Annotated in this window: 11 protein-coding genes and 1 riboswitch; of the genes, 10 read left to right on the top strand and 1 reads right to left on the bottom strand. The window is 33.9% G+C overall.

Features of this window, described 5'->3' with window-relative positions; all coding sequences use genetic code 11:
* Positions 1-5: 5 nt before the first annotated feature.
* The 6 genes from MW871_RS13390 (at position 6) to MW871_RS13415 (ending at position 9027) form a co-directional block, all read left to right on the top strand.
* Positions 6-1058 carry an NAD(P)/FAD-dependent oxidoreductase gene (locus tag MW871_RS13390; RefSeq protein ID WP_210646647.1) on the top strand — a complete coding sequence of 351 codons (1053 nt, stop codon included), beginning with the start codon at positions 6-8 and terminating at the stop codon, positions 1056-1058.
* A 92-nt stretch (positions 1059-1150) separates the two neighbouring features.
* A riboswitch (SAM riboswitch) is annotated at positions 1151-1256 on the top strand.
* Between the two features lie 244 nt (positions 1257-1500).
* Positions 1501-2502, top strand: coding sequence for a homocysteine S-methyltransferase family protein (locus MW871_RS13395; RefSeq protein WP_248428991.1), 1002 nt, complete (start codon positions 1501-1503; stop codon positions 2500-2502).
* A 450-nt stretch (positions 2503-2952) separates the two neighbouring features.
* A complete protein-coding gene (gene metH, locus MW871_RS13400; protein ID WP_248428992.1) occupies positions 2953-5634 on the top strand; it encodes a methionine synthase in 2682 nt (893 codons plus the stop codon).
* 66 nt (positions 5635-5700) lie between these two features.
* Positions 5701-6657 carry a methylenetetrahydrofolate reductase [NAD(P)H] gene (gene metF, locus MW871_RS13405; protein ID WP_188051318.1) on the top strand — a complete coding sequence of 319 codons (957 nt, stop codon included), beginning with the start codon at positions 5701-5703 and terminating at the stop codon, positions 6655-6657.
* 213 nt (positions 6658-6870) lie between these two features.
* Positions 6871-7656 (top strand): polysaccharide deacetylase family protein, encoded by a 786-nt coding sequence (locus tag MW871_RS13410; protein ID WP_248428993.1) that lies wholly within the window; start codon positions 6871-6873, stop codon positions 7654-7656.
* A 63-nt stretch (positions 7657-7719) separates the two neighbouring features.
* Positions 7720-9027, top strand: coding sequence for a TIGR00341 family protein (locus MW871_RS13415; protein WP_248428994.1), 1308 nt, complete (start codon positions 7720-7722; stop codon positions 9025-9027).
* 4 nt (positions 9028-9031) lie between these two features.
* Here MW871_RS13415 and gldA read toward each other — a convergent pair whose 3' ends face one another.
* Entirely contained in the window at positions 9032-9931 is a 900-nt protein-coding gene (gene gldA, locus MW871_RS13420) for a gliding motility-associated ABC transporter ATP-binding subunit GldA (RefSeq protein WP_248428995.1), read from the bottom strand.
* A 180-nt stretch (positions 9932-10111) separates the two neighbouring features.
* On the opposite strand from gldA, the gene MW871_RS13425 reads away from it, so the two are divergent.
* The 4 genes from MW871_RS13425 to MW871_RS13440 all read left to right on the top strand — a co-directional run bounded on the left by MW871_RS13425 (position 10112) and on the right by MW871_RS13440 (position 14444).
* Positions 10112-11035, top strand: a complete 924-nt coding sequence (locus tag MW871_RS13425; protein ID WP_248428996.1) for a M20/M25/M40 family metallo-hydrolase — start codon at positions 10112-10114, stop codon at positions 11033-11035.
* Between the two features lie 363 nt (positions 11036-11398).
* Positions 11399-12226 carry a prephenate dehydratase gene (locus MW871_RS13430; RefSeq protein WP_188051313.1) on the top strand — a complete coding sequence of 276 codons (828 nt, stop codon included), beginning with the start codon at positions 11399-11401 and terminating at the stop codon, positions 12224-12226.
* Positions 12227-12271: 45 nt separating this feature from the next.
* Entirely contained in the window at positions 12272-13423 is a 1152-nt protein-coding gene (locus MW871_RS13435) for an aminotransferase class I/II-fold pyridoxal phosphate-dependent enzyme (RefSeq protein WP_248428997.1), read from the top strand.
* A 169-nt stretch (positions 13424-13592) separates the two neighbouring features.
* Positions 13593-14444, top strand: a complete 852-nt coding sequence (locus MW871_RS13440) for a prephenate dehydrogenase (RefSeq protein WP_248428998.1) — start codon at positions 13593-13595, stop codon at positions 14442-14444.
* The last annotated feature ends 90 nt before the right edge of the window (positions 14445-14534 follow it).

Raw genomic sequence — 14534 nt, forward strand, 5'->3', positions numbered from 1 at the left:
ACATAATGATTAAAACTGATATTCTTATAATAGGAGCTGGTCCAACAGGTTTATTTGCTGTTTTTGAAGCCGGTTTGTTAAAATTAAAATGCCATATATTAGATGCTTTACCACAAGCAGGAGGGCAACTTTCAGAGTTGTACCCTAAAAAACCAATATACGATATCCCAGGATTTCCAGAAGTTTTAGCGGGAGATTTAGTTGATAATTTAATGGAACAAATCAAGCAATTTGAACCAGGATTTACGCTAGGAGAACGAGCAGAAACAATAGATAAGCAAGAGGACGGAACTTTTATAGTTACCTCTAATAAAGGAACACAATTTCATGCTCCTGTTATTGCAATTGCAGGCGGATTAGGAAGTTTTGAGCCAAGAAAACCTCTTATTGATGGAATTGATTTTTATGAAGACAAAGGAATCAAGTATTTTATCAAAAATCCAGAAAAATTCAGAGACAAGAAAGTTGTAATTGCTGGTGGTGGAGATTCTGCATTAGACTGGAGTATTTTCTTATCTAATATAGCTTCAGAGGTAACTTTAGTGCACAGAAGAAATGAATTTAGAGGAGCATTAGATTCTGTTGATAAAGTACAGGAGTTAAAAACAGCAGGAAAAATTAGATTAATTACTCCAGCTGAGGTTATTGGTATCAATGGCGCAGAGCGCATAGAATCAATTGTGCTCGAAGAAAATGGTGCGACAAGAACCATCGAAACAGATTATTTTATTCCTCTTTTTGGTCTTACGCCCAAATTAGGTCCTATTGGAGATTGGGGATTAGAAATAGAAAAAAATGCGATTAAAGTAAATAATGCGTTAGATTATCAAACCAATATTCCTGGTATTTTTGCCATTGGTGACGTAAATACCTATCCAGGAAAACTCAAATTAATCCTTTGTGGTTTTCATGAAGCTACTTTAATGTGTCAAGCTGCTTACCAAATCATTAATCCAGGTAAGAAATATGTGCTAAAATACACTACCGTTAGCGGTGTTGACGGATTTGATGGTACTCGTAAGGAAGCGCCAAAAGCTGTGGTAAAAGCAATAGTTTAACAATTTACCAAAAAATAGTTAAAAAATATAGCGTTATTACTTGCAAGTAGTAACGCTATGTCTTTACTTTGCAGTGTTCCTATATTTATTGAAAGTTATCACGAAAGGCGGAGGGAAAGACCCAATGAAACCTTAGCAACCCTTTATTTTATAAAGAAGGTGCTACATTCTACCACAAAATATGTGGATAGATAACACACGAATACACACTTAGTATTTCCCCAACCTTTTCTTGACAACATTTTAATATCCTTTTTGAGCGGATTATTGGTGCTTTTTTTGCCAATATTCTTCCTGCTGTACGCTATATCTTTTATTCTGAACCCCAGAATAAAAGGATACCGCTTCCATCAGGGCTAAAAAGCCATTATAGTGAACTTTTGTAAATATTAATCAAAAGTAAAAATCTCCTAAAAAAAGATTTTCAAGAACTGAAACTATTATGTCAAACATTCAAACGGCAATAAAAGAGAGAATTCTTATTTTAGATGGAGCCATGGGAACCATGTTGCAACGTTATAATTTCTCCGAAGAAGATTTTCGTGGAGTGCGTTTCAAAGATTTTCCACATTCACTAAAAGGAAATAATGATTTACTGTCGCTAACCCAACCCAAAGCGATTAGAGAAGTTCATGCTAAATACTTTGAAGCAGGAGCCGATATTATTGAAACCAATACCTTCTCGAGTACCACAATCGGAATGGCCGATTACCATCTCGAAGATTTGGTTTACGAAATGAATTTTCAATCTGCAAAAATTGCTCGAGAAGTAGCTGACGAATTCACGGCAAAAAATCCAGAAAAACCGCGTTTTGTAGCCGGTTCTATAGGGCCAACCAACAGAACAGCAAGCATGTCACCAGATGTAAATGATCCTGGATATAGAGCCGTAACTTTTGATGATTTGCGCGTGGCATACAAACAACAAGTAGAAGCTTTGATGGATGGCGGTTGCGATTTATTATTAGTCGAAACTATTTTTGATACTTTAAATGCTAAAGCGGCGCTTTTCGCTATCGAAGAAGTGAAAGACGAACGCAATATTGATATTCCTATCATGGTTTCTGGAACCATTACCGATGCTTCCGGAAGAACACTTTCTGGGCAAACGGTCGAAGCTTTCTTAGTTTCAGTTTCACACATTCCATTGTTAAGTGTAGGTTTTAATTGTGCCCTTGGTGCCGATTTGTTAAAGCCTTATTTAAAAACCCTTTCACACAATACTTCATTTAATGTTTCGGCACATCCTAATGCAGGATTGCCAAATGCTTTTGGAGAATACGATGAAACGCCAGAGGAAATGCAAGCGCAAATCAAAACCTATTTAGACGATAATTTAGTAAACATCATAGGTGGTTGTTGCGGAACAACCCCAGCCCACATCAAGTTAATCGCAGATATTGCAAAGAATTATAAGCCAAGAGTTTCGACGGCGGTGATGTAAAATGTCATTGCCAGAAACGAAGCAATCACATAATGAAGATTTCTCTTTTGTTTAAAACTCAAAAAGTATTGAGCTGATCCTGCAAGGTTTTTTAAACCTTGTAGGTATAAAACAGAGCTTATCCTACAAATTTTTTTAAAGCTTGTAGTTAAAATAGAGCTGATCCTGCAAGATTTTTTAAACCTCGTAGGTATAAAACATAAGTAGACTTAATAAACCAATACCTACAAGGTTATATAAACCTTGCAGGAATGAACAACAGAATGCGGTATTCACACAAAACCGCGTGAGGGATAGCAGTGAAAAGCCCACAGTGAACTGCAGCGATAGCGCAACTAAGCGAGGACTTGAAACGATAGCCCGACCCTTTTTGGGTCACGCCCAAAACATGAAAAATAAAGATTAAATCTATTTCATTTTCAAAATGATTTAGAATTAAAAATAAATAAAATGGCAGAAAAAGAAACAAGAAAAAACCTTGTATTATCAGGATTAGAGCCTTTAACAATAACTCCAGAGAGTTTGTTTATCAATGTTGGAGAACGAACAAACGTTACAGGTTCTAGAAAATTCCTTCGATTAATCAAGGAAGAAAAATACGAAGAAGCACTTAGTATTGCCAAAGAGCAAGTAGAAGGTGGCGCCCAAATCATCGATATTAATATGGATGAAGGGATGCTTGATGGTGTTTATGCAATGACAAAATTCCTGAATTTAATCGCTGCCGAGCCTGATATTTCGCGTGTGCCAATCATGATTGATAGCTCGAAATGGGAAATTATAGAAGCGGGTTTGAAAGTAGTTCAAGGGAAAAGTGTCGTGAATTCTATTTCTTTGAAGGAAGGTGAAGAAGCATTTATTCATCATGCTAAATTAATCAAGCGTTACGGAGCTGCAGTAATTGTTATGGCTTTTGATGAGGTAGGGCAAGCTGATAATTACGAAAGACGAGTAGAAATTTGTCAGCGTTCGTATGATATTTTGGTAAATAAAGTGGGTTTTCAAGCTCAAGATATAATCTTTGATTTAAATATATTTCCAGTAGCAACAGGAATGGATGAGCATCGCCTGAATGCTTTAGATTTCTTTAGAGGAACAAAATGGGTTCGGGAAAACTTGCCGCATGCCCATATTAGTGGCGGAGTGAGCAATGTTTCGTTTTCGTTTAGAGGAAACGATACAGTTCGTGAAGCAATGCATTCAGTGTTTTTGTATCATGCCATTCAAAACGGAATGACGATGGGGATTGTAAACCCAGAAATGCTTTCTATTTACGATGAAATCCCAAAAGATTTATTAGAGCATGTAGAAGATGTAATTTTAAATAGACGTGATGATGCAACAGAACGCTTATTGGATTTTGCCGAAAATGTAAAAGGTGATGTAAAAGGAAATGAGAAAGCAATTCAAGAATGGCGTTCGGGAACCGTACAAGAAAGAATTACACATTCTCTTGTAAAAGGTGTCGATCAATATATTGAAGAAGATGTTGAGGAAGCGCGATTATCAGCCGCAAAGCCAATTGAAGTGATCGAAATTAATTTAATGACAGGAATGAATGTCGTGGGTGATTTATTTGGATCAGGAAAAATGTTTTTGCCACAAGTGGTAAAATCAGCACGTGTAATGAAAAAAGCGGTAGCTTATTTATTGCCATTTATTGAAGCCTCAAAACAAGCTGGAGACAAGCAAGGGAACGGAAAAATCTTGATGGCTACTGTAAAAGGTGATGTACACGATATTGGAAAAAACATTGTTTCGGTCGTTTTAGCCTGTAATAATTATGAAATCGTCGATTTAGGTGTAATGGTTGCGCCAGAGAAAATTATTGCAGCCGCGATAGAGCATAACGTAGATATTATTGGTCTTAGCGGATTGATTACGCCTTCGCTTGACGAAATGGTTTATCTGGCTAAAGAATTAGATAAACAAGACATCAAAATCCCGATTATGATTGGTGGAGCGACTACTTCGAGAGCGCACACAGCTGTAAAAATTGCTCCACAATACCGGCAAACCGTAGTTCATGTCAACGATGCTTCTAGAGCGGTAACAGTTGCGGGAAGTTTGCTAAATAGTGATAAAAAAATATATATGGCTTCGATTCGCGAAGAATACGATGCTTTTAGAGAGACTTTCTTGAGCCGATCTCGCGATAAAAACTTCTTAACAATAGAACAGGCAAGAAAAAATAAATTGCAATTGGATTGGGCAAATTACAAACCAGTGAAACCCAATTTTATTGGTGTAAAAGTTATTGAAGTCGATATAGATGTTTTGGTTCCTTACATTGACTGGACACCATTTTTTAGAACTTGGGAATTGCACGGAAAATATCCAGAGATTCTTACCGATGAGGTAGTGGGAGAACAAGCAACTGCTGTTTTTGCGGATGCCAAAGCGATGTTAAAAGTCATTTTAAAAGAAAAGAAACTAACAGCCAAAGGAATTTACGGCATTTTTCCAGCCAACCAAGTCAATGATGATGATATTGAATTGAGTGATGAAAACGGAAAAGTACTAGAGAAATTCTTGACTTTGCGCCAGCAATCTCAAAAAACAAAAGGCGCTCCAAATATGGCTTTATCTGATTTTATTGCGCCAAAAGATAGTGGTATAACAGATTATATGGGCTGTTTCTGTGTAACAACGGGTTTTGGTGTCGATGAATGGGCAGAAGAATTTGTAAAAGATTTAGATGATTATAATGCGATCATGGTCAAAGCAATGGCAGATCGTTTGGCTGAAGCTTTTGCAGAATACCTTCATGAAAAAGTACGTAAAGAAATTTGGGGATACTCGGCTGATGAAGCTTTGACAACCGAAGATATGATTGCGGAAACTTACAAAGGAATTCGTCCCGCACCAGGTTATCCTGCTTGTCCAGACCATTTAGAAAAACCTACTATATGGAAATTGTTAAATGTTGAGGAAGAAATAGGAGTTGTTTTAACCGAAAGTATGGCCATGTGGCCTGCTTCTGCTGTTTCAGGATATTATTTTGGAAATCCAGAAAGTAAGTATTTTGGACTCGGAAAAATAAAGGAAGATCAAGTGATTGATTATGCAAAACGAAGAAGTATTCCAACGGAAGTAGCCATGAAATGGTTAAACCCCAATATAGCAGACTAAAAAAATAGTCATAAAGTCCAAAGGATATGACTTTAGACTTTAGACATTCAAACTTTAAGACTTAAAATGAAAGTAACACAACATATAGAAGGCGCAAAAGGAGAGACATTATTTTCTTTTGAAATTATTCCGCCTCAAAAAGGCAAAAGTATTCAAGATTTGTATGACAATATAGATCCTTTGATGGAGTTTAAGCCACCGTTTATTGATGTAACAACTTCTCGTGAAGAATTTATTTATGTTAAAAAAGACAACGGCTTATTGGATAAAAAATTAACTAGAATGCGCCCTGGAACCTTAGGGATTTGTGCCTCAATAAAACATAAATACGATGTTGATACAATTCCTCATGTACTTTGTGGTGGTTTTACAAAAGAGGAAACAGAGTATTTGCTAGTAGATTGCCATTATTTGGGAATCAATAATGTAATGGCGCTTCGTGGTGATGCCATGAAAGAGGAGCAGTCTTTTAAAGCGCAATATGGTGGGAATAATTACGCTGTTGATCTAGTAAAACAAATTGATCAATTGAATCAAGGTAAATATCTTCATGATGTAATGCATACGGATAATAAGTCTGATTTTTGTATTGGCGTTGCTGGTTATCCTGAAAAACATTTAGAATCGCCCTCTTTACTTTCTGATTTAAAACGATTGAAAGAAAAAGTAGATGCAGGTGCAGATTATGTAGTGACACAAATGTTTTTTGATAATGCTAAATATTTTCAATTTGTTGCCAAAGCAAGAGAAATGGGAATTATGGTTCCAATAATACCGGGGATTAAACCACTTGCAGTACAACGACATTTACAAATATTACCCCAAATTTTTCGTATCGATTTACCGGAGGATTTAATTCAAGCAGTAGAGGAATGTAAAGATAATGCAGGGATTAGACAAGTTGGAATTGAGTGGGCAATTCAACAATCATTGGAGTTAAAAGCTGCTGGGGTTCCTGTTTTGCATTATTATTCTATGGGAAAATCAGAGAACATTAGGCAAATAGCAAGTCAGGTATTTTAATGTTGAGGAATTTATTTACTTTCAAAAATAATTCTCACTATTTTTTTTATCAAAAAATATTAAAAAAAGTAATTGGCTTTCGTGTTGATTTGTATCTTTCCCGTATAAATAAATATTTTGTCTTTAATAAGAACGGTTGTTCAAATTATAGGTACAAGTGTAGTATTCTACTTCGATATTTCTTTTGCTTCAATTACTGATAAATATTAAATAATGAAATTAAAAATTGGCGTTCTATTAATGAGTATTGTTTTTTTATTTTCTTGTAGTAAAAGTGAAGATAATGTTGCTTCGCCAATTGAAAAAAAACTACAAGCTGGTGTTGCAATTACTTTTGATGATAATTATGTTGATGAATGGTATAACGCCGATAAATTATTGGAAAGATACAATTGGAAAGCTACTTTTTTTATATCTCAATTCAACACGCTTCCCGTTTCTCAATTAAATAAATTGAAAATTTTAAAAAGTAAAGGAAACGAAATTGGAGGACATGGTTGGATGCACGTTAAAGCGGCACCTTATCAAACCAAGAATGGTGACATACAGTACTTAAATAAAGAAATTTTTCCAATGATGCAATCGATGAATGAAAATGCAATGCCCATTCACTCTTTTGCTTATCCTTATGGATCTAGAGATGCAAAAACAGATACTCTTTTGCTCAAAGAATTTAATATTATTAGAGCAACAACTTATGGTAAAGTAGCACCTAATCAGCAAAAATGTTATTTTAATTATAACAGAGTTTTATATGGATTAGGAATTGATAATAGCTATCCACAATACAGTATTCCCTATTTTCTATCTTTGTTAGAGTATGCAAAAAAAAATAATAGAGTGGTGATCTTTTATGCACATAAGCCAGTTTATAAGTCGGATGCGCAATACGAAACCGAATACAAAACTTTGATAGCAATATGCAAATATATCAAGTCAAATGACATGAAATTTTACACGATATCTGATCTCTATTCCAAAGAAAGAAATAAAAAATAAATTGCGTAGTGTAATCAAAAATAAATATGTAATTTCATCTTTTACGGTAGCAAACACACATTTATGAAAGACATTATCCATAAAATTATAAATTTTATTAACCTGCATTCTGGTGAAGAAGACCGGTTAAAAGTATTAGAAAATGTAAAAGCCAATATTTCTTTTAGAGGATCTAATTTTTGGATTTTAGCCTGTGCAATTGTGGTAGCGTCAGTTGGTTTAAATGTAAATTCTACGGCGGTAGTAATTGGTGCGATGCTAATTTCTCCTTTAATGGGTCCAATAGTTGGAGCTGGATTTGGTTTAGGAATTTATGATTTTAATCTTTTGAAAAAAGCATTAAAAAACCTTCTTATTGCCACAATTGTTGGATTGGTAGTCTCTACTATTTATTTTTATTTAAGTCCTTTTAAGGAAACACAATCTGAATTATTATCCAGAACTTCACCTAATATTTATGATATTTTCATTGCCTTTTTTGGAGGATTAGTTGGAGTTATAGCCATAACTAGAGTCGAAAAAGGAAATCCTATTCCGGGTGTCGCTATTGCAACAGCATTGATGCCTCCTTTGTGTACTGCAGGTTACGGATTAGCAATAGGCAATATGGGTTTCTTTTTTGGTGCTATTTACCTGTACATTATAAATTGTGTTTTTATATGTATTGCAACTTTTTTGATTGTTAAATACCTGAAATACCCGTCGGTGAAACAAATTGATGAAGGTCGCGAAAAAAAGGTGCGATACGCTATGACTTCATTAATTTTGGTGATGATTATTCCTAGCGTTTATTTTGCTTACATCTTAATTCAAGAAAAAAAGTACAATCAAAAAATTGAACTTTTTATAACAGATGAATTTACCAATAAAGGATATACTATTCTTTATAAAAAAATAAAAACTAATGTGATTCCCAAAAAAATAGAACTTGTTTTTCTTGCCAAAAAAACAACGAATGAAGAATTACAAATCCTGAATAAAAGATTGAAAAATTACGGTATTGAAAATACAGAATTAAAAATAAGACAAGATACAACTGACATCAAAAAGTATATTTCCAACCAAATTAACTTGGAGAAATCAATTTTAAACAAAAAGGATTTAACTATTTTGCAATTAGAAAAACAAATTAAGCAAAACACTTATAATAATGCTGTAGTATTAGCCGAAGCTAAAATCATTTTTCCAGAAATTGAAAATCTTGCAATCTCAAATCATACCTATGACGAAAACACAGAAAAGTCTAAAGTAGTTCCAGTAATGATTTACGAGAGTAAAAGTGAGCTTTCAAAAAGTTCAAAACAAAAACTAATTTTGTGGTTGGAACAACGACTTTCAAGAGAGAAAGTTGAAATCTACAGACAGCAATAAGAAGTTATTTTTTAGTTATTTCTCTAAATACAGCTTCTAGGTTTTTATTTTTTTGATTCAGTTGAAGCGTTTTTAATCCATTGGCAGTAGCAAAATCAAAAACTACTGAACGCATGTCTTTGTCGGCAAGGAAAGTTAATTCCCAAATCATGTCATGCGTATTTTTATAGGAAGTAAGATTCTCAATTTTAGAGATCGCTTGTTCTTCTATTTTATAGTCAAATTCAACTTCAATTACTTGCTCTTTATCAGCAGAAATAAGTTTGTCTAATTTTTTATCTGCAACAATTTTACCATTATTTATAATGATAACGCGGTCGCAAATAGCTTCTACTTCTTGCATAATATGAGTAGAAAGGAAAACAGTTTTGTTTTTCCCCGCATTCTTTATCACATTTCTAATTTCGATTAATTGATTTGGGTCTAAACCAGTCGTTGGTTCATCCAAAATCAAAACATCGGGATTGTGCAATAAAGCGTTTGCAAGTCCTACACGTTGACGATAACCTTTAGAGAGTTGTCCAATTTTTTTATGACTTTCTGTAGCTAATCCGGTGAGTAAAATTACCTCTTCAATTCGGGATTTAGCCACTTTATAAACAGCAGCATTAAAAGCCAGATATTCTCTCACATAAAGATCTAAGTAAAGCGGATTGTGTTCTGGCAAATAACCAATAGAAAGCTGTACTGCTTTTTGATCCGTGTTTACATCATGTCCATTTACCATCGCAGAACCTTGATCTGCATTGATGTAAGTAGTTAATATTTTCATTAAAGTAGATTTACCAGCTCCGTTTGGACCTAAAAAACCAACGATTTCACCTTTATTTACAGAAAAGGAGATGTTGTCTAAGGCGCATTGTGCACCATAACTTTTGGATATATTATTTACTTCTATTGACATGACGTATTATTTGTTGCAAAAGTAATCAGAAAAAGATGGATTTGTTGTTTCTTTGAATGTCAAATAAGTAATTTTAAAAAAAATTAGTTATTTATTATTAAAAAGAGCGTTTTAAGACTGAAGTATGGTTTTCGATAGCACTTTTTAAAACGTATAATCAAATAAATAAGCAGTATCATTATGAAAAACAAAATTATTTTAGTCTTCCTTTTTCTTGGATTTTTAGTTCAAGCTCAGAAAAAAGTAGTAATTGATAAGAAAGAAGTAATCCGAATTGAGACGGAGCTCGCATCTGATAAAATGGAAGGAAGAGCCACATTCTCAGCAGGTAGTGAACTGGCTTCTGCTTTTATTGAAAACGAATTCAAGAAAATTAACCTTTCCTACTATGATAATTTGACCAATTACCGTCAAGAATTTGATGTTAAAGGGAAACAGGCAAACAATGTAATCGGAGTTTTACCTGGAAAATCTAAACCAGAAGAATTTGTTATCTTTTCTGCACATTATGACCATTTAGGAATGGAAAAAGAAGGTGAAGACAAGATTTATAATGGCGCAAATGATGATGCATCTGGAACGACAGCTGTAATTGCATTGGCAAAATATTTTAAAGATTTAGGTCAAAATGAACGTACGATTATTTTTGTTGCCTTTACAGGAGAGGAAATGGGCGGTTTTGGATCAAAATTCTTCTCTGCTAAGATGGATCCAGCAAAAGTAGTGGCAATGTTTAATATCGAAATGATTGGTACCGAAAGCAAGTGGGGTAAAAACTCAGCTTACATTACTGGTTTTGAAAAAACAGATTTCGGAACTATTTTGCAAAATAATTTAAAAGGTACAAGTTTTAATTTCTATCAAGATCCATATCCTACAGAGCAACTTTTTTATCGTTCAGATAATGCAAGATTGGCCGCACAAGGAGTTCCTGCACATACCATTTCAACTTCTAAAATGGATGTAGAAGCCAATTATCATAAATTGAGTGATGAACTAGCAACATTAGATTTAGATAATATGACCAAAATTATTGAGGCAATTGCTATTAGTTCTCAGAGTATTATAACGGGCAAAGACACACCAACACGAGTAAAAAAATAATAACTATTTGTTTTAAAACTTACTTGATTTGAAAACCCAGTTATTTATAAATCATTTAATTCGCTTTTTTTTAATGATTGTATAATTTTGGACTAACTTTACAGCTAATTCTTTTTTTGTTCTAAAAAAGAGCGCTTTTTTTTTGGTGCCCCCAAAATTATTTATACATTCGCAAAGAGTTTAATAGAAAACCACACAACACAATGTTCAATAACCGATTTTATTTTAGCAATTCTTTTTATTTCTGGAAACAGGAGAGGGATTGTTGTATGGTTATTTAATTAAAAATTAAATTGATAATTATAAAATATACAATCCCGATGTGAATCGGGATTTTTTTTTGCCTAAATTTTAAAAAATAAGATGAATAATAAAATTGCAATACAAGGAATAAAAGGCTCTTTTCACCATCAAGTGGCGCAAGAATACTTTCAGGATAACGTACTAGTCGATGAGTGTTTGTCTTTTGAGGAATTGGTAACTAGTTTACTTTTAGGCAATTCTGAACAAGCGGTTATGGCCATCGAAAATTCTATTGCAGGACCTATTATTCCAAATTATGCATTAATAGATAAAAATAATTTACACATAATAGGAGAGCATTACCTAAATATAAATCAAAATTTAATGGCTTTAAAAGGTCAAAAAATCGAAGATATTACTGAAGTACATTCTCATCCGATGGCTATTTTGCAATGTATGGATTTCTTAAAAAAATATCCAAATATAAAATTAGTAGAAGATAAAGATACCGCTGAAACGGCTCGAAGAATTCAGCAAAAAAAACTAAAAGGCATTGCGGCAATTGCAAGTGAAACGGCAGCAGAGATGTATGAATTAGAAATATTAGCACCTAAAATTCAGACGATAAAAAATAACATGACTCGTTTTGTTATTTTAAAGAAGGAAAATTCTTTTGTTCCAGAAAAGGAGATTAAAAGAGCCTCTTTAAAATTTGAATTGGATCATAAACGAGGAAGTTTAGCAGCAGTTTTAAATGTAATGAGTGATTGCAAAATGAATTTAACTAAGATTCAATCGCTACCAAAAATCGAAACACCTTGGAAATATTCCTTTTTTGTAGATATCACTTTTGATAAATATGAAGATTATGCCAAAGCAAAATCGCTATTAATTATTATGGCGGAATATTTTAAAGTTTTGGGAGAATATAAAAACACAAAAGAATAAGTTCGAAAAGAAATTAAGAAGAGAGAAAGATTTTAAAATGAAATCATGATTACAACAGCGAAACGTTTAGACACAATTGAAGAGTACTATTTTTCCTCAAAATTGAGAGAAGTGAGACAATTGGCTTCAGAGGGGAAACCAATTATCAATATGGGAATTGGAAGCCCTGATTTACTGCCGTCAAAAGCAGTAGTTGATGCTATGATTGCAGCAATGCTGGAGGATGCAGCACATCAATATCAAAGTTATCAAGGCTTGCCAGAATTGCGTCAGGGAATGGCTGATTTTTATAAAAATAATTATAATGTCACTTTAAATCCAAATACAGAAATTTTGCCTTTGATGGGTTCTAAAGAAGGGATTATGCATATTTCATTGGCTTTCTTGAATGAGGGAGACCATGTTTTGATTCCGAATCCGGGATATCCAACGTACACTTCGGTGACCAATTTAGTGGGAGCAATTCCTGTTTATTATGATCTAAAAGAAAACACGAATTGGGAGCCTGATTTTGAAGCTTTAGAAAAATTAGAGCTATCGAAAGTAAAACTCATGTGGATTGGTTATCCACACATGCCAACGGGAGCGAGAGGAAATTTGGAATTGTTTGAAAAGTTAGTAGTTTTTGCCAAAAAGCATCAAATAGTACTAGTAAATGACAATCCGTATAGTTTTGTTTTGAATGACAATCCGATGAGTTTGCTGCAGGTTGCAGGTGCCAAAGAAGTGGCTTTAGAACTAAACTCTTTGAGTAAAACTTTTAATATGGCAGGTTGGAGAGTCGGAATGGTTTTAGGAAATGCCGCTTGTATTGATGCTATTTTGAAAGTAAAAAGTAATATGGACAGCGGAATGTTTTTTGGAATTCAAAAAGGAGCCATTGAAGCTTTGAAAAGTGATGCTTCTTGGTTTGAAGAAATGAATGCGATTTATAAAAAAAGAAGAATTCTTACGGAACAATTGGCTGAGAAACTAGGATGCAAAGTATATAAGGAAGGAGTTGGATTATTTGTTTGGGCAAAATTACCACAAGGAATAACTTCAGCAGAAAATTTTATTGATCAGATTTTATACGAGAAATCGATATTCATCACACCAGGAACTATTTTTGGTAGTAATGGCGAAGGATATATTCGGTTTTCATTGTGTGTGAAAGAGGATAAAGTACAGGAAGCAATAGAAAGATTCACACTGTAGAGACGCAATGAATCGCGTCTCTAACGGAATAACGATAGATTATTGAAAGGAAGAATGTTGTGATTGAAAAAAGTCACCCTAGCCCTGATAGAAGCGGCATCCTTTTTTTGGCTTTTCGGCCAAAAAAAGATACAGCGGATAGCAGGATTGGCTTCAAAAAAAACAAAAAATGAAAGTATACGTAATAGGAATAGGACTGATAGGCGGTTCGATGGCATTAGACATCAAAGCGTTGCAACCGAATTCCACGATTTTTGGTATTGATGCTAATGAAAAGCATTTACAAGAAGCAATTGATTTAGGCGTTATAGATTTGGCTGGAAAAATAGAAGATTTAGCATCGGCAGATTTTGTAATTGTGTCTGTTCCCGTAGATGTGGCGATGGTAGTTTTGCCAACTGTATTAGACGCAATTGGAGATGATACAATAGTTTTTGAAGTTGGTTCGACTAAAATGCCTATTTGTGAAGCAGTTGCCAATCATCCAAAAAGAAGAAATTTTATTGCTACACATCCTATAGCAGGAACTGAATTTTCTGGACCATCAGCCGCCATACACGGTTTGTTTGAAGGGAAAACCAATATTATTTGTGAGGTAGAAAAGACAGCTTTTAAACTTCAGGAAAAGGCATTGGAATTATTTAGAGATTTGGGAATGAGAATTCGTTATATGGAACCCAAATCGCATGATAAACACATTGCTTACGTTTCGCATTTATCACATATTAGTTCGTTTATGCTTGGAAAGACAGTAATTAATAAAGAAAAACACGAGCAGGATATATTTGACATGGCGGGTTCTGGTTTTGAAAGTACTGTTCGATTAGCTAAAAGTTCACCAGCCATGTGGACACCAATTTTTAAACAAAACAGAAAGCAAGTTATAAAAACACTAGAAGAGTATATTTCTAATTTGACTCAGTTTAAAGATTTACTAATAAACGAAGATTATAACGCCATTTTTGAGGAAATGGAAAGTGTGAATAGAATAAAAGAAATTTTGAACGGAATGAAAAAGTAGTCAGTCATAGTCTGAAGTTAAAAACAAAACATAATAAAATAATTAACAACAATCCTATTTTGGTTCCTTCCGCTTCGGGGAGGGTTAGGG

This window comes from Flavobacterium pygoscelis (assembly GCF_023162025.1).
In the GTDB taxonomy this organism is placed as follows: Bacteria; Bacteroidota; Bacteroidia; order Flavobacteriales; family Flavobacteriaceae; genus Flavobacterium; species Flavobacterium pygoscelis.